The organism is Microvirga terrestris, assembly GCF_015694425.1.
Lineage (GTDB): Bacteria > Pseudomonadota > Alphaproteobacteria > Rhizobiales > Beijerinckiaceae > Microvirga > Microvirga terrestris.
Genome location: NZ_JADQDN010000016.1, coordinates 33,114 through 54,049 on the forward strand (window position 1 = coordinate 33,114; position 20,936 = coordinate 54,049).

The 20,936-nt window shown below is 62.5% G+C and carries 15 protein-coding genes and 1 tRNA gene; 9 read left to right on the forward strand and 7 right to left on the reverse strand.

What is annotated here, in order from left to right:
- Positions 1-37: 37 nt before the first annotated feature.
- Complete coding sequence (locus I2H36_RS18895) at positions 38-3,199, reverse strand: efflux RND transporter permease subunit (RefSeq protein ID WP_196265452.1); 3,162 nt, start codon at positions 3,197-3,199, stop codon at positions 38-40.
- Positions 3,200-3,365: 166 nt separating this feature from the next.
- Positions 3,366-4,640, reverse strand: a complete 1,275-nt coding sequence (locus I2H36_RS18900; RefSeq protein WP_196265453.1) for an efflux RND transporter periplasmic adaptor subunit — start codon at positions 4,638-4,640, stop codon at positions 3,366-3,368.
- 246 nt (positions 4,641-4,886) lie between these two features.
- On the opposite strand from I2H36_RS18900, the gene I2H36_RS18905 reads away from it, so the two are divergent.
- The 3 genes from I2H36_RS18905 to purU all read left to right on the forward strand — a co-directional run bounded on the left by I2H36_RS18905 (position 4,887) and on the right by purU (position 8,740).
- A complete protein-coding gene (locus I2H36_RS18905) occupies positions 4,887-6,059 on the forward strand; it encodes a phosphoserine transaminase (RefSeq protein ID WP_196265454.1) in 1,173 nt (390 codons plus the stop codon).
- 202 nt (positions 6,060-6,261) lie between these two features.
- Positions 6,262-7,854 carry a phosphoglycerate dehydrogenase gene (gene serA / locus I2H36_RS18910; protein WP_196265455.1) on the forward strand — a complete coding sequence of 531 codons (1,593 nt, stop codon included), beginning with the start codon at positions 6,262-6,264 and terminating at the stop codon, positions 7,852-7,854.
- Between the two features lie 13 nt (positions 7,855-7,867).
- Positions 7,868-8,740 (forward strand): formyltetrahydrofolate deformylase, encoded by an 873-nt coding sequence (gene purU, locus I2H36_RS18915; RefSeq protein WP_196265470.1) that lies wholly within the window; start codon positions 7,868-7,870, stop codon positions 8,738-8,740.
- Between the two features lie 233 nt (positions 8,741-8,973).
- Here purU and I2H36_RS18920 read toward each other — a convergent pair whose 3' ends face one another.
- On the reverse strand, positions 8,974-9,879 hold the full coding sequence (locus I2H36_RS18920; RefSeq protein ID WP_196265456.1) for a DMT family transporter: 906 nt from the start codon (positions 9,877-9,879) through the stop codon (positions 8,974-8,976).
- Between the two features lie 76 nt (positions 9,880-9,955).
- On the opposite strand from I2H36_RS18920, the gene I2H36_RS18925 reads away from it, so the two are divergent.
- Positions 9,956-10,819: a type 1 glutamine amidotransferase gene (locus tag I2H36_RS18925; RefSeq protein ID WP_196265457.1), complete on the forward strand. Its 864-nt coding sequence runs from the start codon at positions 9,956-9,958 to the stop codon at positions 10,817-10,819.
- 74 nt (positions 10,820-10,893) lie between these two features.
- On the opposite strand, the gene I2H36_RS18930 is transcribed toward I2H36_RS18925, so the two are convergent.
- Positions 10,894-11,247: a cell envelope integrity protein TolA gene (locus tag I2H36_RS18930; protein WP_196265458.1), complete on the reverse strand. Its 354-nt coding sequence runs from the start codon at positions 11,245-11,247 to the stop codon at positions 10,894-10,896.
- 623 nt (positions 11,248-11,870) lie between these two features.
- Between I2H36_RS18930 and I2H36_RS18935 the strand changes: the two genes are divergently transcribed.
- Positions 11,871-13,163 carry an adenylosuccinate synthase gene (locus I2H36_RS18935; RefSeq protein ID WP_196265459.1) on the forward strand — a complete coding sequence of 431 codons (1,293 nt, stop codon included), beginning with the start codon at positions 11,871-11,873 and terminating at the stop codon, positions 13,161-13,163.
- Between the two features lie 35 nt (positions 13,164-13,198).
- Entirely contained in the window at positions 13,199-14,398 is a 1,200-nt protein-coding gene (locus tag I2H36_RS18940; protein ID WP_196265460.1) for a histidine kinase, read from the forward strand.
- Positions 14,399-14,473: 75 nt separating this feature from the next.
- Here the strand turns inward: I2H36_RS18940 and rpoH are convergent, their stop codons facing one another.
- Both rpoH and I2H36_RS18950 read right to left on the reverse strand, forming a co-directional pair.
- A complete protein-coding gene (rpoH, locus tag I2H36_RS18945; RefSeq protein ID WP_196265461.1) occupies positions 14,474-15,364 on the reverse strand; it encodes an RNA polymerase sigma factor RpoH in 891 nt (296 codons plus the stop codon).
- Positions 15,365-15,552: 188 nt separating this feature from the next.
- Entirely contained in the window at positions 15,553-16,551 is a 999-nt protein-coding gene (locus tag I2H36_RS18950) for an RluA family pseudouridine synthase (protein WP_343234480.1), read from the reverse strand.
- Between the two features lie 94 nt (positions 16,552-16,645).
- Here I2H36_RS18950 and I2H36_RS18955 point away from each other — a divergent pair.
- Positions 16,646-16,721: transfer RNA gene (locus I2H36_RS18955), tRNA-Glu, on the forward strand.
- 344 nt (positions 16,722-17,065) lie between these two features.
- On the forward strand, positions 17,066-18,628 hold the full coding sequence (locus I2H36_RS18960; protein ID WP_210331148.1) for a DUF5677 domain-containing protein: 1,563 nt from the start codon (positions 17,066-17,068) through the stop codon (positions 18,626-18,628).
- 23 nt (positions 18,629-18,651) lie between these two features.
- Here the strand turns inward: I2H36_RS18960 and I2H36_RS18965 are convergent, their stop codons facing one another.
- The gene (locus I2H36_RS18965) at positions 18,652-18,945 is read right to left on the reverse strand and encodes a BrnA antitoxin family protein (RefSeq protein WP_196265464.1); all 294 of its coding nucleotides are present in this window, start codon (positions 18,943-18,945) and stop codon (positions 18,652-18,654) included.
- A 607-nt stretch (positions 18,946-19,552) separates the two neighbouring features.
- Between I2H36_RS18965 and I2H36_RS18970 the strand changes: the two genes are divergently transcribed.
- Entirely contained in the window at positions 19,553-19,879 is a 327-nt protein-coding gene (locus tag I2H36_RS18970) for an ATPase inhibitor subunit zeta (RefSeq protein ID WP_196265465.1), read from the forward strand.
- The last annotated feature ends 1,057 nt before the right edge of the window (positions 19,880-20,936 follow it).

Here is a 20,936-nt window from a genome sequence, read left to right on the forward strand (position 1 = left end):
ACCCCGGCATCAATGCCGGGGTTCTTGTTTGAGCCGATTACTCCGCCGGATGAGCCGGAGGAACTTCCTTCGTCCGTGACGGCAGATCCTCGCCATGGGCTCGCAGTCCGGTCTGCGCGCGCAGACGATCGATCATGTCGCCCACATAGGTCGAAGGCTTGGTGAAGCCGCCGATGAGGAGATAGATCGACGGCACCACCAGCATGGTGAGCATGGTGGAGACCGTCACGCCGCCGACGATCACCGTGCCGATGGCGTTGCGCGCTTCGGCGCCGGCGCCCGTGGACCAGGCGAGCGGAATGGCGCCGCCGATCATGGCGATGGAGGTCATCAGGATCGGCCGCAGGCGCATCACCGATGCTTCGAGAACCGCATCCCTGACCGAGTATCCGCGTTCGCGCAGCTGGTTCGAGAACTCGACGATCAGAATGCCGTTCTTCGTCATGAGGCCGATGAGCAGGATCATGCCGATCTGGCTGTAGATGTTGAGCGTCTGTCCTGTGACGAACAGCGCCAGCAGACCGCCCGTGACCGCGAGCGGCACAGTGAGCATGATGATGAACGGGTTGATCCAGCTCTCGAACTGCGCCGCCAGCACCAGGAACACCACGAGCAGCGCCATGGCGAAGGTCAGGTAGATCGCTCCGGTGGAGTCCAGGAAGTCCTTGGACTGGCCCGTATAGCCGATGCGCACTTCCGCCGGCAGGTTGTCGCGCACGATCTGCTGGAGAATCTCCAGGCCTTCGCCGATGGAAACGCCCGGCGTCAGCGAGGACTGGATCGTGATCGAGCGCAGGCGGTCGAACCGGTTCAGCGCCTGGGGAGCGGCCGATTCCGTCAGGGTGACGAAGGACGACAGAGGCACCAACTCGCTGTTGGCGGCACGGATGAAGGTGTTGGTGAGGTCGCTCGGCGTCGCGCGATCCTGGGCGCGGGCCCGCATGATCACCGGATACTCGTCGCCACGGCTGACGAAGGTCGAGACCTCGGTCTCGCCGAACATCAGCTGGAGCGTGCGACCGATATCTTCCACCGAGACGCCGAGATCGGCGGCACGCTGGCGGTCGATCTGCACGCGGATGTCCGGCTGCGACTCGCGGTAGTTCGAGTCCATGTTGATGAACTTGCCCGTCTCCTGGGCCTTCTGCATGACGATGTCGCGCCAGCCGCGAATGGTCTCGTAGTCGGGGCCGCCGAGCACGAACTGGATCGGCTGCCCGAAGCCGCCGGCGCCGCCGAAGGCCGGCGGGTTGACCACTGACACGCGCGCGCCGGGGAAGTTCGACACCTTCGGGGTCAGTTGGCGCACGATATCCTGCTGGCTCTGGGTCCGCTCCTCCCAGGGCACGAGACGCACGATCACGATGCCTTCATTGACCGGGGAGGGGCGGGCGAAGCCCGGCGCGACCTGGCTCAGCATGGACGCGATAACGCCCTGCTCCTGCAGGGGCAGGATGGCCTTCTCGACCTCCTTCACCCGGTCGCGGGTGTAGTCGAGGCTTGCGCCTTCCGGTGCCTGGAGCCTGACGATGATGGCGCCGCGATCCTCCTGCGGGGCGAATTCCTTCGGCAGGGACTGGAACAGACCGTAGGCCGAGAGCGACACCAGGAATCCGACGAAGAGAATGACGACCGGAATCTTCAACGCGCGGGAGAGCAGCCAGCGATAGCCGCTGTTCATCTTCTCGAAGACCGGCTCGGTCATGCGCTGGATGCGGCCATGAGCCGGCACCATCAGCTTGGAGCACATCATCGGTGTAAGCGTGCGCGCCACGACGCCCGAGAAGAAGATGGCGGCCGCGAGCGTGATGCCGAATTCGCGGAAGAGCTTGCCGGTGTTGCCGGTCATGAAGGCCAGCGGCACGAACACCGCCATCAGGGTGGCGGTCGTGGCGATCACCGCGAAGCCGATCTCGCGCGCGCCGTCGAAGGAAGCGAGCAGCGGCGGCTGCCCTTCCTCGATGCGCCGGTGCACGTTCTCGATCTCCACGATGGCGTCATCCACCACGATGCCGATGGCAAGCACGATGGCAAGCAGCGTCAGCACGTTGATGGACGCGCCGAAGAAGGCCATCACCATGAAGGCTGCGGTGATCGAGACCGGGATCGCCACCATGGCCACGATGGTCGAGCGCCAGTCGCGCAGGAAGACCAGGATGACGAGGATGACCAGCGCCACGCCTTCCAGCAGCGTTTTCAGCACGCCGTCGATGGACGCGCGGATGAACTGGCTTTCGTCATAGGCCACCTCGGCCACGGTGCCGGGCGGAAGCGACGACTTGAGCTCCTCCAGTTCCTTGCGCACGCCCTCGACGACGGAGAGCGTGTTGGCCGTCGACTGGCGCACGACCCCGAGGCCGATGGCGGTCTCGCCCGACTGGTAGAATTCGAAGCGCGTGTCTTCCGCGCCGACCTCGACCTGAGCGACCTCGCCGAGCCGGACCAGATAGCCGTTCTTGTTGGTAACGATGACCTGGGAGAATTCCTCAGGGGTCGCGAGACGGGAATCCGTCTTGACGGTGAACTCACGCTGGTTGGACTCGATCCGGCCGCCGGGCAATTCCACGTTCTGGCGCTTGATCGCGGTCTCGAGATCCTGCACCGTCAGGCCGCGGGCGGCCAGCGCCGGACGGTCGACCCAGACCCGCATGGCGAAGCGCCGCTCGCCGCTCAAGTACACGTTGGCAACGCCCGGAACGGTCGACAGGCGATCGACATAGACGCGCTTGAGGAAATCGCTGAGTTCAAGGGCATCGAGCGAGGTGGACGTGACGCCCACCCACATGATGGCCGAGGCATTCGCATCGACCTTACGTACCACCGGCGTATCGGCGCCTTCCGGCAGGCGCCCGGTCACGCGGGACACGGCATCGCGCACGTCCGACGTGGCGGCTTCCGGCTCGCGGGACACCTCGAACTCGATGGACACCGAGGAGCGGTCGTTCTGGCTCTGCGACGTGATCTGGCGGATGCCTTCGATGCCCGCAACCGCGCCCTCGATGATCTCCGTCACCCGGCTCTCGATCACCTCGTTCGAGGCCCCACGATAGACGGTGGACACCGACACGACCGGGCGGTCGACCTGCGGATATTCGCGAACCGGCAGGTTCATGAGCGAGGCCAGGCCACCCACGATCAGCAGCAGGCTGACCACGACAGCGAAGACGGGGCGGCGGATGAAGAGGTCTGAAACCTGCATGGCTTTATGCGATCCGGACTAGGCGAGAGACTCGCAACGAAACTCGACACAACGCTCCTCCCCCTTGTGGGGAGGAGTTGGAGGTGGGGGTGAGCGCTACCCTGGTCCAGTCCAGCGCCGGCACCCCCACCCTTGATCCCTCCCTACAAGGGGGAGGGAGAAGGCTTCACTTCCGCTCGGCGGCCTGCGCGCTGCCGATGGCCTGCGGCACGTTCAGCGAGGAGCGGGAGGGCTGCTCGCGGTTGGCGGCGGGAACGGGCGCGGCGGGGGCGCCGGAACCCAACGGGCGCGCGATGACTTCGGCGCCGGGCCGCACGCGCTGGACCCCTAAAACGACGATGGTCTCGCCGGCCTTGAGCCCGTCCACCACCTCCACCTTGCCGCCCTGGCGCTGGCCGATGGTGATGACGCGACGCTCCACCTTGCTGTCCTTCACCGGATAGACGATGTGGCGCAGGCCTTCGCTGACGACCGCTTGTTCCGGCACAACGACAGCGTCATCCTTCGTGGACACTTCGAGAGACACGGACAGGAACATGCCGGGCTTCAAGGCCTCATCCTGGTTTTCGAACTCGGCCGTCAGGCGCGCCGTACGGGTCGTCTGATCGACGCGGGGATCGATGGTCGCGACCGTGCCCTTGAAGGTCCGGCCACGATAGGCTGCGGAGACGGCATTGACCGTCTGGCCCGGCTTGAGGCGGCCCAGGAGGTTCTCCGGCACGGCGAAGTCGAGGCGGACCTTCGATAGATCGTCCAGGGATGTGATCCGGGTGCCGGGCGCCACATAGGCGCCGAGCGAGACGGAGCGGGTGCCGACGCGGCCGGGGAAGGGGGCGCGGATCGTCAGTTCCTCGAGCCGCGCCTCGGCGGCCTTGCGCTGCGCCTGCGCGGAGGCGATCGAGCCTTCGAGCGACTTCATCTGTGCCGTCAGGTCGTCGACCTGGGCGCCGGTTCCGGCACCGGTCCGGTTCAGGGCCTGGGCGCGCTCGAGCTTGATGGCGATCTCGTTCCGGAGCGCCGTGGCACGGCTGGCCTCGGCGGCGGCCTGCTCGATGGCAGCGCGACGCTCGGCGGCATCGAACTGGACCAGCGTATCACCGGCCTTGACCTTCTGGCCCTCGTCGAAGCCGATCTCGCCGATGATGCCTGCCACCTTGGCGGTCACTGTGATCGATTCATAGGCACGCACGGTGCCCACCGCCTCACGGATGTCTACGATGCGTCCGGTCTTGACCGTGTCGACCTCGACCGTTGCCGGGCCGGCGGGACCACCGCGGCCGCCGGGACCTCTTGGAGCGCCGGCCTGCTGGCCGGACGGTTGGCCCACATACGCGCCGATCACGGGCAGATTGGCCAAGTGGCCGCCCTTGTAGGCGTACCAGCCGCCAAAGCCTGCCGCCCCCAGCATGGCTATGACAGCGAGTTGACCGGACACACGCATGCTCACTCCTTGCACTCAGTCTTTATCGTTCGGAAGATCGGACTTCGTCCTAGCACAATATAGGCCAATTACCTGGATCGGATCCTTCTGAACACGATGTTTTGTATTACGATTTCGTAATCTGCACGATTGCCGCAACGACAGATCGGGGCGGCATTCGCCTTGACCATGGCTTTCGCGTCCGTCATACCGGTCGGCGGGACACCTCTCCCCACCGAGAGGCGCCCATCTGAGAGGATGGATATCATGACAAGTCTGCCCGCCGCGCGTCCGCGCGCGCCTTTCTTTTCGTCCGGCCCCTGCGCGAAGCGCCCCGGATGGTCTCTCCAAAACCTGAAGACCGACAGCCTCGGCCGCTCGCATCGCGCCAAGCTCGGCAAGGCGCGCCTGAAGCTCGCCATCGACCTCACCCGCGAGGTGCTGGACGTGCCGGCCGATTACCGCATCGGCATTGTGCCCGCCTCCGATACCGGCGCGGTGGAAATGGTGCTGTGGTCGATGCTCGGCGCCCGTCCGGTCGACATGCTGGCCTGGGAAAGCTTCGGCGAAGGCTGGGTCACGGATGTGGTCAAGCAGCTCAAGCTTAGCGATGCCCGCGTGATCACCGCGCCCTACGGCGAACTGCCCGATCTCGCGCAGGTCGACACAAAAAACCGCGACGTGGTCTTCACCTGGAACGGCACCACCTCCGGCGTGCGCGTCCCGAACGCCGACTGGATCGCGGCCGACCGCGAAGGCCTGACCATCTGCGACGCCACCTCGGCGGCCTTCGCCCAGAAGCTCGATTTCGCCAAGCTCGATGTGGTCACCTTCTCCTGGCAGAAAGTGCTCGGCGGCGAGGCGGCCCACGGCATGCTCATTCTTTCGCCGCGTGCGGTCGAGCGGCTCGAGACCTACAAGCCCGCATGGCCGCTGCCGAAAATCTTCCGCATGACCAAGGGCGGCAAGCTCATCGAGGGCATCTTCGAGGGCGAGACCATCAACACGCCGTCGATGCTCGCGGTCGAGGATTACATCGACGCGCTCGAATGGGCGAAGTCCATCGGCGGGTTGAACGCGCTCGTCGCCAAGGCCGACGCCAATGCGAAGGTCATCACCGATTGGGTTGCTCGCACGCCCTGGATCGCCAACCTCGCCAAGGATCCGGCCACTGCGTCCAACACCAGCGTGTGCCTTGTGATCGCGGATCCCGACGTAGTCGCGAAGGGGCCCGAGGCCGTGACGCAGGTCGCCAAGGGGATCGTCTCTTCGCTTGAGAAGGAGGGCGTGGCCCTCGACATCGGCGCCTATCGCGATGCCCCTCCTGGCCTGCGCATCTGGTGCGGCGCGACGGTGGAGCAATCCGATCTCGAAGCCCTCACGCCCTGGCTCGACTGGGCCTTCGTGCAGGAAAAGGCGAAGCTCGCGAAAGCGGCGTAACGCTCTTCATCCTCCCCTTGAGGGGGAGGGTCGGCGCCCGTAAGGGCGGCGGGGCGGGGTGGAAACACTGCCTGCCATCGTCGCCCTCGGACGCAACGCACAGACAATCAAACCGACAGCGCCGTTCACCCCACCCCGGCTCTTCGAGCCGACACTCCCCCTCAAGGGGAGGGTAAAGGGGGCGGCAAACAACAGGTGCACCATGCCCGCTCCACGCGTACTCATTTCCGACGCTCTTTCTCCCGCCGCCGTGCAGATCTTCAAGGATCGCGGCATCGAAGTCGATTTCCAGCCGGATCTCGGCAAGGACAAAGAGAAACTCGCCGCCATCATCGGCCAGTATGACGGTCTGGCCATCCGCTCTGCCACCAAGGTCACGGCCAAGATCCTCGAACAGGCCACGAATCTGAAGGTGATAGGTCGCGCCGGCATTGGCGTCGACAATGTCGAGATCCCCGCCGCCACGGCACGCGGCGTGATCGTCATGAACACGCCCTTCGGCAACTCCATCACCACGGCCGAGCACGCCATCGCGATGATGTTCGCGCTCGCGCGCCAGATCCCGCAGGCTGATGCGTCGACCCAGGCCGGCAAGTGGGAGAAGAATCGCTTCATGGGCGTCGAGCTCACGGGCAAGGTGCTCGGCGTGATCGGCTGCGGCAATATCGGCTCCATCGTGGCCGACCGCGCCATCGGTCTGCGCATGAAGGTGATCGCCTACGACCCATTCCTGTCGCCGGAGCGTGCCGTTGAGCTCGGCGTCGAGAAGGTGGAGCTCGACGACCTTCTGCGCCGCGCCGACATCATCACGCTTCACGTGCCGATGACCGAGAAGACGAAGAACGTGCTATCGGCCGAAAACATCGCCAAGACCAAGAAGGGCGTGCGTATCATCAACTGCGCCCGTGGCGGCCTCGTGGATGAAGTCGCCCTTCGCGCAGCGCTCGATTCCGGCCACGTGGCGGGTGCGGCCTTCGACGTATTCGTGGAGGAGCCGGCAACCTCCAATCCGCTCTTCGGCCATCCCAACGTGGTCTGCACGCCGCATCTGGGCGCCGCCACCACGGAAGCGCAGGAGAACGTCGCTTTGCAGGTGGCCGAGCAGATGTCGGATTACCTGCTGCAGGGTGCGATCCAGAACGCCGTGAACTTCCCGTCGATCACCGCCGAGGAAGCGCCGCGCCTGAAGCCCTTCGTGGCATTGGCCGAAAAGCTCGGCTCGTTCCTCGGCCAGCTTACGGAAGCCCCGATCAAGGGCATCCGCATCGAGTACGAGGGCGATGTCGCCGAGATGAACACCCGCGCGCTCACCTCGGCTGCGGTGACCGGCGTGCTGCGCCCGTTCCTGCAGGACATCAACATGGTGTCGGCGCCGCTCGTCGCGCGCGATCGCGGCATCATGGTGGAAGAGGTCAAGCGCGAGAACGCGGCGCGCGACTACGAAAGCTTCATCCGCATCATCGTCGACGCGGAGGATATGGCGCGCCACGCGGGCGGAACCGTGTTCCAGGACGGCAAGCCACGCGTCGTCGACATCCGCGACATCGCGGTCGATGCCGAGTTCGCCCCGCACATGATCTATGTGCGCAACGACGACAAGCCCGGCTTCATCGGCCGCTTCGGCACGCTGCTCGGCGAGTCAGGCGTGAACGTGGCGACCTTCGCGCTCGGCCGCGATAAGCCCGGCGGCGATGCCATCTGCTTCGTGTCCGTGGACCAGCCCGTCTCCGACGAGTTGCTGCGCCGGATCGAGGACATCCCGCAGGTCAAGCGCGCCCGCGCCGTGCGGTTCTAGAAGGGCCACCGTGATGACAGCATCCCCGTCGCAACGCTTCGTCCTGACGCTCGCCTGTCCGAACCGTCCAGGCATCGTGGCCGCGGTGGCGGGGCATCTGTCGGATGCCGGCCTCAACATTCTCGATGCCCAGCAATATGACGACACGCAGACGGATCGTTTCTTCATGCGTGTCGTGTTCGATCCCGTGTCGGGTGAGGCCGATCTCGATGCGCTCAAGAGCGGCTTCGTGCCGCTCAGCCAGCGCTTCTCCATGACGTGGACTCTGCGTGATCCGGCCGTGAAGCGCCGGGTCGTGCTGCTGGTGTCGAAGTTCGACCATTGCCTGGCGGATCTTCTCTACCGCTGGCGCATCGATGAGCTCGATTTCGAGCCCGCCGGAATCATCGCCAATCATCCGGTCGAGACCTACACCCATGTGGGCCTCGGCAACATCCCGTTCCACTACCTGCCGGTCACGAAGGATACGAAGCTGGAGCAGGAGGCGAAGGTCTGGGAAATCATCCGCGAGTCGAAGGCCGATCTCGTGGTGCTCGCACGCTACATGCAGGTTCTCTCCGACGGGTTGAGCGCGAAGCTCGCCGGGCGCTGCATCAACATCCACCATTCGTTCCTGCCCAGCTTCAAGGGTGCCAAGCCCTACCATCAGGCCCATGCCCGCGGCGTGAAGCTGATCGGCGCCACCGCGCATTATGTGACCTCGGACCTCGACGAAGGCCCGATCATCGCCCAGGACGTGGAGTCGATCACGCACCGCGACACGGCCGACGATCTCGTGCGCAAGGGCCGCGACATCGAACGCCGCGTGCTGGCCCGCGCCGTGCGCTACCACCTTGAAGACCGCATCCTGCTCAATGGGCGCAAGACGGTGGTGTTTGCGGATTAGCGCCGCGGATCACCGCACTTGCCACGTCATCACCGGCCTTGTGCCGGTGATCCCGATTACATGAAGCGCAGAATCTCAGAGAATCGAGATGGCCGGGACAGGCCCGGCCATGACGAGGAGGGTGTCATCCCCGGCGCACGAAGTGCGGGAAGGGGATCCATAGCAACGAGCGTATGAGTGGATTCCCTTCCCCTCCGCTGACGCGTCCTTCCGGGAACGACAGTGGCGGGTCTCTACCGCCGCCGCTCTGAGAGCCAGATGCCGCCGAGCACCAGCACGAGGCCTCCGGCATGGTAGAGCGCGAAAGGCTCGCCCAGCAGCACCACCGCAAGCAGGGCGCCGAAGACCGGCACGAGATTGACGAAGAGGCCCGCCCTGGCCGGGCCGATGAGCTCCACGCCGCGCATGAAGAAGACCTGCGACAGCAGCGAGGGCAGGAGGCCCACATAGAGCAGGATCAGCCATCCTTTGGGGGTTGGAAATTGCAGGTTGCCCTGTGCGGCTTCGATCCAGAGGAGGGGCAGCGATGTCGTGAAGGCCACGGCCGCCAGGGCTGCGAAGAAGGTCAGGCCCGCAATGGCCGGGCGGTGGCGCAGGCCGAGTGTGTAGCCCGCATAGAACACGCAGGCGATCAGTGTCCACACATCGCCGATGTTGAGCGCGAGGGTCCGGAGAATCTCGAAATCGGCCTTCACTGAGACCAGGATGACTCCGAGGATCGTGACGATCATGCCGATGATCTGCAGCGGGATGACGCGCGCACCGAAGAACAGCACGGTGCCAAGCAGCACGAGAACCGGGATCGAACCCTGAAAAATCGTGAGATTGACGGCGGTCGTGTAATGCGCGGCTGCGTAGAACAGCGCGTTGAAGCCGGTGAACCCGAAGGCTCCCATGAGGATCGTGAAGACCCAGCGCTCCCTGATCTGCGGCCATGCCGCAATCACCTGCCGGCCGACGAGCGGCAGCAGCACGACCACCACGATGACCCAGCGCAGGCAGGTGAGCATCATGGGCGACACCTCGCCCACGGCGAGCCGCCCGGCAATGGCATTGCCGCCCCACATCAGCGTGGTCAGGGTCAGGAGCACATAGGCCTGCCCCCATGTTCCCTTCCAAAGCGCGTGCAGGATTTTCATCGGAGGCCAGACCTTATTGCACTTGCTGCCATGCGCCGTTCGGCTAAACCGGCATGACGACAGGCGGGTGACACACATGGCCTTACGGTTTCTGGTGGTTGAGGGCAATACGCGGGGCGCAAGGCAGGCCCACAGGGACGCCTATGGACTCACGCTCTCCGAGTCCTACGCGGAGGTGATCCAGGGGATCGCCCAGGATGCGGTCTGCGACATCGCCTTCCCGACCGATGAGGGCGCGAACCTGCCCGATGCGGCGGGGCTCGAATCCTATGACGGCATCGTGCTCACCGGCTCGCACCTCAACATCTACGATCGCACCCCCGAAATCCTGCGCCAGATCGACTTGATGCGGGCGACGTTCGCCTCCCGCACGCCGTCCTTCGGCTCCTGCTGGGGGCTACAGGTGGCAGCGGTCGCGGCCGACGGGGACGTGCGTCAGAACCCCCTCGGGCGCGAAGTCGGCATCGCCCGTAGGCTCACGCGGACGGAAGCGGGCAGGGCGCATCCGCTGCTCGACGGCCGCCCGGCCGCCTATGACGCGCCCGCCATCCATCTCGACATGGTCGCGGCCGTGCCGGAGGACTGCACGGTTCTTGCGAGCAACGCATTGTCGCCCGTGCAGGCCGCCGAGATCCGTCGCGACGGCGGCACGTTCTGGGGCGTGCAATATCACCCGGAGTTCTCGCTCGGCGAACTCGCCGCCATCTTGAGCCGCCGCACCGACATCCTCGTGCGGGAGGGCTTCTGCCGCACGCCCGAGGAGGCCCTGGCCTATGCGGAGGATCTCGCAACGCTCGACAAGGATCCGGCGCGGTTCGATCTCGCCTGGCGCCACGGCATCGATGCGGAGGTTCTCGAGCCTGCCCGCCGCACCCGCGAAATCCGCAACTTCATCGAGCACCGGGTGCGGACGGAGAAGAGCGCGCGCGGGCGGGCATGAGGCTGACTTTCCGCCTTTGGAAAGGATCGCGAAGGCGCGTCGATACCGGCATCGGGCGCGGCCTCAGGGACTCATCAAGGGTCGAAAGTCACCTGCATCACCTTCCACTGCGCATAGCGGTGGGTGATGCTCGCAGGAATGTGGAAAGGCGCACAGCGTTTCACGGCCTTCAAGGCTGCCTGAGCATTTACGGAAGCAGGATCTCCACGGACCACCCTAGGTTCCTGTGCGAGTGAACCATCCAGGTTCAACCTTATCTCAACCACCGGCGCCTCGCTGCTTAGGGCTTGTTGAGGAACGGCGTAACACTTCATGAACTGATCAATGAAGATCGGAATGAGGTCGGCGCGGGGGTTTCCCGCAGTTACACAGCCTGAAAGGCCGGCTGCGAGCAGAACGAGAACGGGTGCAGAGATAAGCCGGTTCATTGAAGCGTCCTTTCCCCGACTCATACAGCTCCGGTTCGAACTTCGGAACTCTGTTTCGTAATTCAAAGAATGTTCCTATTTTGTTCTTGACAATTCTCCTAACCTGGGTTATATCGTTGTGTAGATCTGCTCCTGTCGAGGGGCGCGCTCGCGAGGCGTCGCAGTGTGGGGGCAGACACGGTCCTGTGCAGAGGTTTCGCAAACCTGTGCGACAGGAGGCCCAGGCTGTGGGCCGGTGGTCGGAATCGGTTCCAGGCCCCCGTCGAGCAGACGGGCAACGCCTGGAACGGTCACCGGGCTGGTCTCGCCTGAACGCCTAAAGAAGCCGTGCGCGAAGAGGCACTCCGGCTCTTCCTTCTCACCATCCATCATCGAGCCGGGCTGCCAGTCGCGCCACCCTCGATCTTAACTTTAGGCTCGCAGCTCACGCTGCGGGCCCCAAGGTGCTGGCTCTTTGACATGACAGTGGAGAACCACATTCCCGCCTTTCCGGTGTTTATGATGCGGGGATGCAGGGCTCATTCCGCCTTGACCTGAGGCGCATGATCCACCATGAGGGTTTGCAAGGTTTTTAACCCAGCCCTGGCCTTGCGCCGGGGCTTTTTCATGTGAGGGTTTGAGCGATGGCGAACGTGGTTGTCGTGGGCGCCCAGTGGGGCGACGAGGGCAAGGGCAAGATCGTCGACTGGCTGTCCGAACAGGCGGATGTGGTCGTGCGGTTCCAGGGCGGCCACAATGCCGGCCATACACTTGTGATCGGCGACAAGGTCTACAAGCTCTCGCTCCTGCCCTCCGGCGTCGTGCGCCCCAACAAGCTGTCGGTCATCGGCAACGGCGTCGTGCTCGACCCGCATGCCTTGGCCGGCGAGGTGGAGCGTCTGGCCGAGCAGGGCGTCTCGATCAGCCGCGAGAACCTGCGCGTCGCCGAGAATGCCACGCTGATTCTCTCCATCCACCGCGAGCTCGATGCTCTGCGGGAAAGCGGCAGCGCCGGCACCAAGATCGGCACCACCAAGCGCGGCATCGGTCCGGCCTACGAGGACAAGGCGGGCCGCCGTGCCATCCGCCTCATGGATCTGGCTGACCTGAACACCCTGCCGGAGAAGATCGACCGGCTGCTGACCCATCACAATGCCCTGCGCCGGGGCTTTGGCCTCGACGAGTTCAAGCCTGAGGCGATCTACGAGGAGCTGGCCTCCGTAGCTCCCAAGGTGCTGCCCTACATGGATGCCGTATGGCGCCTGCTCGACGACGAGCGCCGGGCCGGCAAGCGCATCCTGTTCGAAGGCGCGCAAGGCGCGCTGCTGGATGTCGATCACGGCACCTATCCCTTCGTCACCTCATCCAACACGGTGGCCGGCCAGGCGGCGACCGGCTCGGGCCTCGGCCCCGGCGCCGTCGGATACGTGCTCGGCATCGCCAAGGCGTATACCACCCGCGTGGGCGAGGGGCCGTTCCCGACCGAGCTCTTCGACGAGACCGGGGAGCTGATCGGCCAGAAGGGCAAGGAGTTCGGCGTGGTCACGGGGCGCAAGCGCCGCTGCGGCTGGTTCGACGCCACCCTGGTGCGCCAGACTGTTAGCACCTCGGGCATCGACGGCATCGCGCTCACCAAGCTCGACATCCTCGACGGCTTCGAGACGATCAAGATCGGCGTCGGCTACAAACTCGATGGCCAGACCATCGACTACTTCCCGGCGAGTCAGGGCGCGCAAGCGCGCGTCGAGCCGATCTATGAGGAGTTCGAGGGCTGGAGCGGCTCGACCGCGGGTGCCCGCTCCTGGGCGGACCTGCCGGCGCAGGCCATCAAGTATGTCCGCCGGGTCGAGGAGTTGATCGGCGCGCCCGTCGCGGTGCTCTCCACCTCGCCGGAGCGTGACGACACAATCCTCATGAAGAACCCCTTTGAGGGTTGACGGCGAGGCCTTAGCGGGTCCATTTGCGAAGAGAAATGGCAGATTATTACCCTCTCATCGCCCGAGCCGTCGAAGGCCTGCCCGAGCAGAACGCCGATAAGCGGCACGCTGTCTACGAGCGTGCCCGTACGGCGCTGATCGCGCAGCTCCGCTCGCTCAACCCGCCCCTGTCCGAGGCCGAGATCCAGAAGGAAAGCCGCTCCCTGGATGACGCCATCAACCGGGTCGAGGCGGATTATGCGCCGCTGGCTGGGTTCGATGCCGATGCCTTCTCGACCATGTTGACAGAGGAGCAACCAGCTCAGCCGGAATCTGAGGGCTCGCGGGGCGCCACCTCAGTTCATGGATTGCGGGCGCCTGCTCCTCAGGCGGCTCAGGATGACGGCATCGACGAGTCTTATGCCGAGCCCGCCGTGGCCCGGCCCAAGATCGACAGCCGCCCTCACCCGGCCATGCAGAACAAGGGACGGGCGCGCACCATCGTGTTCGGCTCTGTCCTGGCACTCGTGATCGCGGCCATTGCGGCCTTCGCGTTCCTGTGGCGCGACAGGCCCGAGAACCTCGCCCCCGAGAGCCCTGTCGCGGAGGCGCCGGCAACGCCGCCGGCCGATTCCAAAATCAACGAACGCGTCGGCGGAGGGCAGGCCTCACCCCCGGCCGCCACCCCTAACCCCGCACCGCGCCAGGAAACAGGCGTCGTGCAGCGTGCGGTCTTCTACGAGGAAGATCCCGCCAATCCTCAAGCCCCCAAGGCCCAGGTCGGGCGCGTGACGTGGCGCCTCGAAGACGTCAATCCGGGCCAGGGCCAGCCCCTGGAGCGGGCCGTGATCGCCAATGTGGACATCCCGGATGCGGGGCTCACCATGAAGATGGTGCTGCGGCGCAATCTCGACTCCACGCTTCCGGCCTCCCACACGGTCGAGCTGACCTTCACGACCCGCGCCAGCGATACGAACCGCGTGATCCGTGACGTGGGCCTGCTGCAGTTCAAGAGCGAGGAGGCCGCACGGGGCACCCCGGTCGCCGGCCTGCCGGTGCCCGTGCGCGAGAACCTGTTCCTGATCGGCCTTTCCAACCTGCAGGCCGATGTGGCGCGCAACACCCAGCTGTTCGTGCGCCGCAACTGGATCGACCTGCCGGTGCGGATGGCGTCGGGCCAGAGGGCTATCTTGAGCTTCGAGAAGGGCGGCTCCGGCGAACAGGTGATCAACGACGCCTTCAGCCAATGGCAGTAGGCGAGGCAATTCCTAAAAAGCAAAAAGCCGCGCAGGAAGCGCGGCTCTTTTTTTGTTGGGCATGCCTATGAAGGCTTAGGCCTCGGCCTCCGAGGTCTCGATCTGGGTCAGGTTCTTCTTGACCGCATCCTGGATTTTCTCGAAGGCGCGCACCTCGATCTGGCGCACTCGTTCGCGGGAGACGCCGAACTCCGTGGAGAGTTCCTCCAGGGTGATCGGATCATCCGAGAGGCGCCGCGCCTCGAAGATGCGGCGCTCGCGCGGGTTGAGGACGGAGAGCGCGTTGCGCAGGGCCTTGAGCCGGTTCTGACCTTCCTCTTCCTCGACGAGCACCTGCTCCTGAGTCTGGCCCTGGTCGACGAGCCAGTCCTGCCATTCGCCGCCGCCTTCGCCCTCATCCCGCAAAGGAGCGTTGAGGGACGAGTCACCACCGAGCCGGCGGTTCATGTCCACCACGTCCTGCTCGGTCACGCCGAGCTGTGTGGCGATCCGCTTGACGTTGTCAGGGTGCAGGTCGCCTTCCTCGAAGGCGGAGATGCGGCCCTTCGCCTTGCGCAGGTTGAAGAACAGCTTCTTCTGGTTCGCAGTGGTGCCCATCTTCACGAGGGACCAGGATCGCAGGATATATTCTTGAATCGCCGCCTTGATCCACCACATGGCATAAGTGGCGAGGCGGAAGCCCTTGTCGGGCTCGAAGCGCTTGACGGCCTGCATCAGGCCGACATTGCCTTCCGACACCACCTCGCCGATCGGCAGACCATAGCCACGGTAGCCCATGGCGATCTTGGCGACCAGGCGCAGGTGGGATGTAACGAGCTTGTGGGCGGCTTCGCGATCTCCATGCTCACGCCAACGCTTGGCGAGCATGTATTCCTCATGCGGTTCGAGCATGGGGAAGCGACGGATCTCGTCGAGATAGCGCGAAAGGCCTCCTTCATTGGCAAGCACCGGAAGCGCTGTAGCCATCGTGTCTCCTCCTTTGGCTCCCTCACCGCGAGGCAAGCCTGTGGCGACCCCCTCCCATGGCTGGCCGCCCAACCTCTTCATATAATCGGTTCAATCTCGTCCGAATAGAGGCGTCAGGCTTCAAGACGTGGTGAACGCATCAGAATCGCAAGGGTGCCAGCGTGGCCGGATTTTGCGACCCATTGACGCTAAATTTCCGCCCGCAGAGCCTCGAGCAGGGTCGCCAGATCGGCCGGGAGAGAGCTCTCAAACCGCATGAACTCACCGCTTCGCGGGTGTTCGAAACCGAGGATGGTCGCGTGCAGGGCCTGCCGGCCAAGAGCCGTGAGCGCCTCCCGCGACCGCTCCGAGAGGCGGTTCGCCTTCGTCTTGAAGCCGGAGCCGTAGGTTGCATCGCCCAAGAGCGGATGCCCGAGATGGGCCATGTGGACCCGGATCTGGTGAGTGCGTCCGGTCTCCAGCTCGCATCGGACGAGGCTTGCGAGGGGCTGAGCCGCAGGCAGGCTCTCGAGGAGTTCGTAATGGGTGATGGCATAGCGGCCGCGCTCCTCGCCCACCACCACGATCTTCTCGCGGTTGTGGGTGGAGCGGGCAAGCGCCGCCTCCACGGTCCCGCGCCGCCGCTCCGGCGCCCCCCAGACGATGGCGAGATAGGCTCGCTCCAGCGGGCCCGTGCGGCCATGGTCGGCGAACTGCGCCGAGAGGGCCTGATGGGCGACATCGTTCTTGGCCACCACCAGCAGGCCCGACGTATCCTTGTCGAGCCGGTGCACGATCCCCGGCCGCTTGACCCCGCCGATGCCCGACAGGCTCTCGCCACAATGGGCGATGAGCGCATTCACGAGCGTGCCTGAATCGTGCCCAGCGGCAGGATGCACCACGAGGCCTGGGGGCTTGTCGATGACGATCACGTCGTCATCCTCATAGACGATGCTGAGCGCCATCACCTCGCCGGCGGGTTCCGCCGGCACCGCCGGCGGCACGCTCAACCCGATGCGGGCGCCGCCGCCCACCTTGCGGTTGGAGTCCAGCACCGGCGCGCCGTCGACGGTCACCCGGCCATCGCGGATCAACGCCTGCAGGCGGCTGCGCGACAGGTCTCCCTGGAGCCGCGCCAGCACGCGATCGAGCCGCTCGGGCGCAAGACCATCCTCCACCGTCCATTCATGCTGTGTCGCGTCGTTCACCGCATCCTCATTTTCGGTCGTCCTTCGCTTTTTCCAGCAAAAGGGCTTGATGCAAATCATAAGGGTGGTTATACGAGCGGCCTCCACCTTGCTAGCTCCCTTCGTCTAGCGGTCTAGGACGTCGCCCTCTCACGGCGAAAACAGGGGTTCGAGTCCCCTAGGGAGCGCCAAAGTCTTTATTTATCAAAGACTTAGCAAGGTATGTTGCCAAGTAGATTGAGCGGCAGCTCTCAATTTGGCAGGCTTGCAGATCTATCGAACCTCCGCAGGGCTTATTACTCTAAATCACCTTTGTTGCAGCTTGCAGCCAAAGACTCACTCTCACGTGCCAGGATAACGCTGCTCAATTCTGAATCTACTGCAGTGCAGCACCTATCTGATAAGCTAAAGAAATCCCAGAGACTGCGCTAATCCAAATCGGCTGATGTAAGCCTGCACATCCTATATCGCCTTGTAGGATCGTCTGAATGCGCTTTAATAACATTCCTATAAGAAAGATGTCTTGTGGATTCTGATGGGGGACATGGTGGGGAGATCGAAGAAGAAGCCAGCTAAGTCGGGCATCCAAGCGACACCACTAGATAAGCTTCAACGGAATAAGAACGTCATTGAGTCACCCTTCAAAAAGATTGGCATGATGAGCTTTTCATCTTGGGTGAATGAAGTACTCGCTGATGCGCTTTGGTCTGTATTGATCGCTGGGTTGCTTCCTCGCGATAAAGCTTTGGCTACTTTCCGCGTAGTGCTTACGATCTATAAGAAAAATCATCAGGCATTTGGTACGACAATGCTCGTACATTCCCAGCTTGCCCAGCTTACACCAGATCTATTTGATCTGCTGTTTCAGCCTTTGTGCCAAGATGATGAAACCCGTGAAATCCTGTCCGCTTTGCTGGTTTTTGAAACCCTCCCTGATCGCCATCATTGGCAACGTGTAATCGGAACTGAAACTGCACCCTGGACAGAACACGGTGAGCGCTTAGCTGCGGCGATTGCCCATTGTTTCGATCATCAATCCCAGGAAGCGACTGACTGTCGCTGGCTGCGTGTGATGACCCTACTCGCTCAGGAGAAGCTCTTTTTTGCAGAGAAGTTCGAGGAGAGGGTTCAGGAGATCATCGAGTACCCCAATCGAGGGGATATGAGATCAGTGCGTCCAAGCATTCGTTCAATTGAAATGACCACTAGGAATCCAGAGTTCAACAAGGAAGCGCCTCCACCTTGGTCTGAGGCTTTCTGGGACGAGTGTTGGAAGAACACGCTATGCATGCCGTTTCACAGAGACGAGGATATCGAGCGTGCAAACTACCGCTACTTATTCGATCAAATAGTCGAAATTCACAATAGTCTGACGGACCACTTCTTCAAAACGGTTAAAACAACAGCAGTCGATTCTCGTCATGATGGATGCTTTGGTCTAGTATTTTATGCGATCCATCATTTGATGTATGCCATCAAAGCCTCAACTGGACAGACAGTCGCCAGCAGGTCGCTGCTTAGAACTTGCCTTGAAGTTTATATCACGCTGAGCTTCCTAGTGGCTAAGGATGATGAGACCGTATGGCTTCAGTACAGAAACTATGGCTATGGCCAGACAAAGTTGGCGTATCTGAAAAATATCAGCGTCACTGATATACCGAGCTTTCTGACATTAGAGTTGTTGGAAAGCATAGCTAATGAGGACATGTGGATCGAATTCCAAGACATCAAACTCGGGGCTTGGTCTGATAAGAACCTGCGGAAGATGGCAGAAGAGGCCGGTGTAAAGGACGTTTACGATCGCTACTATGACACCTTATCTGGGTATGTTCATGGGAACTGGATGGCCGTCCGGCATTCTGTTTTTGGAGAGTGTCTTAACCCGCTTCATAGATTTCACAGAATTCCCCTTCCTCCACGAGAGTTCACTCAGGATGCAGTTCCTGACATCGTGAAACTTCTAAACCTTTGTCTTGAACGGCTAGCTTCTCTCTACCCGCCTTTCAAACCGAGATTTCGACTTGATGGAGGGAGCAAAGGTGGGGCGGGTGTTAAAGTGAATGAGGAGCGTGGACCATCTGAGTCATCAAGCAGCTAGACGTTTAGAAGCTCAGATCACCATTAGGTTTTCTTCCGCTCGATAGATGGAGGCTCGGGCATGCCTCTGCGCAGTATTTCGTTGATCCGGGCCTGCCAGCCAGGGCCAGTCGCTTTGTAAGCTGCAACCACATCGGGATCGAGACGGAGCGACACCAGCACTTTTGGGTTTTCGGACCGCGGACGGCCAGGCCGTTTGGCCACTGCTGCGAGTTCGGGCAGTACTTCGGCTAGAGGCTTCGCGCGAGCGAAATTCGCTTCGGTCCATTCTGGGTTATCTTTGCTGATAACAGCAGGGTTAGGTTTCACTTTAGCCATGACGCTAATTAATGTAGTACAAAAATTATGCAATTGCGACTAGGCAGTAGCTTAGCAAATAGACCTAAAGGTTAGCCACATGATACGGAAACATACGGGAAACTCTCGTTGGCTAACCTCTAGTAAGTCATTGAAATTAAATAAAATTCATGCTGCCCTAGGGAGCGCCACAAAATCAAGCACTTAGCTCGATTGTGGTTCAGGTCGTGAAATATTTATCCTCGGATTTGGTCGGACGCAGACAGACTGTCGCGGATCGCTAGCTTTACAGCTGGATGGCTTCATTGCGACTGGCAATATCCCCACCCCACTGAAGTCTCCACCCGCCGTTCGTACCCGAGCAGCGAGCCAATCCGAATTGTATAGCCGGTAGGTTGCTCATAGGAAGGCTGCTTGCAGTGGTGCACAGGCAATGAGCCGGTGTTGCCTCTTGAAACCGTTATGCGGCCGATGCGGGTTAACGTGACAACCCCGTTTCAGCTGTCGTTGGCGACTCCGTTGGAGTACCATAATCTGGACTTGAATCGATCCCGACGGCGCAACTCATTCAGGCCATAGAACTCGCTGACCAGATGGCATGTAGCGGTCGGCAATCGGAGAATTGCGAATGACCAGCTCCGACGAAGTAGGAAAGACAATCCTCCGCAACAAGCTCCTCGGCAGATGGGCCGCCGAAAAGTTGGGCATGAAAGGCCAGGACGCCGAAACCTATTCGAACGCCCTCGCCAGAGGCACGGTTGATCCCCAGCGCTGCGACGTCTTCAGCCAGATCCGCAAGGACTTTGACGTCGCAGGTGTGATCCAGTCGGACGAGCAGATCCTTAGCGTCATGACTGAGCTCATGCTCAAAGCTGGGAACCACATGCCAACAACACGGGGAGGTTCTACCGACGCCGCGGCGGTAATGCTCGCGCGGAACCTCATGTCACGATGAGGCGGGCGGTTTATTTTCCGTACAGCGAGGTCGGGATGAATGGCGCAATCGCTCAAGCCTGTGAACTCTTATGCCACCGGATCGACCCGATCCGAATTCCGCCTCAACGGTGAGAGGACCTATCGCTGTGTCGGAGGTCCGTGCGACGGCATGCTCAACACCTAGGGCGAGGAGAGTTGGATCCGTCTGCCATCGCAGCACGTGGCTGCAATGCCGCCGCCGACTATGACGTGCGACGGCATTTGGCACCCGACGGCGAGTGGTACGAGTTCCGGGTGCTATCGACATGGACGTGCATGCAGGCGACCGTGTATCTCAGACGCCGACCATGGCGGTGAAGGGGATCGACAGCGTCATGCCGCTGTCCTAAGGCTGAGCGGGAGCTGCGGCACAATCAATGCCGGGACCAACAAGGCCAACCTGGTCGGGCGCGCCTACAACCTGCGCCGGGCCGCAGATGTCGACGATGGCACGCCAGAGCGCATCGAGAGTTCCAGCCTCGGCTCTGTGCAGGTAAGATCTAATCTGTGAGCAGGCCTGCTCAATGAGATTCAAATCCAGACTAGCGGCCCGCGGCCGTCTCCCTGACGTGAACCAGCCTGTCGAGCCTAAGCTGGTTCACGCCAAGCTGTCCGGCCCATTCCGTGAGTGCGCAACCATAGAGCTGGGCTCGGAAACGCGTCGGATTGTCCGCGCTGCGTTTCAACCGGACGAGCTCATTGAGGGCTTGTCTGAACAGTTCACGATCCACGACCATCGTTGCACTTCCCCGCGAGACCGCCAGCCTGCATCCTTAGGGTCGGGCCGTCAAAAACTCAAAAGGCGTATGATCCGGCTTACAAAAGGTGGCCTTTGAATGCTATGATTCTACTTGGGGACGTTTACAAGGCCGCCCATGCTCCCTTCGTCCATCGGGAGTGGACGGCCATGCCAGACCGGACGCTCGCGGTTCTCAATTTCGACGATGACGCCACAGGTGATCCGAGGCCAGCGCATTCACCATTGCGTTTTGGCGCTGATCGGGCCGGACGCTCACCGCCTTGCGGGTCAAAGGGCA

What these genes read in the sequence shown, in the direction of transcription:
- I2H36_RS18895 (WP_196265452.1), bottom strand. Translation starts at nt 3,199, where the DNA reads ATGCAGGTTTCAGACCTCTTCATCCGCCGCCCCGTCTTCGCTGTCGTG.
- I2H36_RS18900 (WP_196265453.1), bottom strand. Translation starts at nt 4,640, where the DNA reads ATGCGTGTGTCCGGTCAACTCGCTGTCATAGCCATGCTGGGGGCGGCA.
- I2H36_RS18905 (WP_196265454.1), top strand. Translation starts at nt 4,887, where the DNA reads ATGACAAGTCTGCCCGCCGCGCGTCCGCGCGCGCCTTTCTTTTCGTCC.
- serA (WP_196265455.1), top strand. Translation starts at nt 6,262, where the DNA reads ATGCCCGCTCCACGCGTACTCATTTCCGACGCTCTTTCTCCCGCCGCC.
- purU (WP_196265470.1), top strand. Translation starts at nt 7,868, where the DNA reads ATGACAGCATCCCCGTCGCAACGCTTCGTCCTGACGCTCGCCTGTCCG.
- I2H36_RS18920 (WP_196265456.1), bottom strand. Translation starts at nt 9,879, where the DNA reads ATGAAAATCCTGCACGCGCTTTGGAAGGGAACATGGGGGCAGGCCTAT.
- I2H36_RS18925 (WP_196265457.1), top strand. Translation starts at nt 9,956, where the DNA reads ATGGCCTTACGGTTTCTGGTGGTTGAGGGCAATACGCGGGGCGCAAGG.
- I2H36_RS18930 (WP_196265458.1), bottom strand. Translation starts at nt 11,247, where the DNA reads ATGAACCGGCTTATCTCTGCACCCGTTCTCGTTCTGCTCGCAGCCGGC.
- I2H36_RS18935 (WP_196265459.1), top strand. Translation starts at nt 11,871, where the DNA reads ATGGCGAACGTGGTTGTCGTGGGCGCCCAGTGGGGCGACGAGGGCAAG.
- I2H36_RS18940 (WP_196265460.1), top strand. Translation starts at nt 13,199, where the DNA reads ATGGCAGATTATTACCCTCTCATCGCCCGAGCCGTCGAAGGCCTGCCC.
- rpoH (WP_196265461.1), bottom strand. Translation starts at nt 15,364, where the DNA reads ATGGCTACAGCGCTTCCGGTGCTTGCCAATGAAGGAGGCCTTTCGCGC.
- I2H36_RS18960 (WP_210331148.1), top strand. Translation starts at nt 17,066, where the DNA reads ATGGGGGACATGGTGGGGAGATCGAAGAAGAAGCCAGCTAAGTCGGGC.
- I2H36_RS18965 (WP_196265464.1), bottom strand. Translation starts at nt 18,945, where the DNA reads ATGGCTAAAGTGAAACCTAACCCTGCTGTTATCAGCAAAGATAACCCA.
- I2H36_RS18970 (WP_196265465.1), top strand. Translation starts at nt 19,553, where the DNA reads ATGACCAGCTCCGACGAAGTAGGAAAGACAATCCTCCGCAACAAGCTC.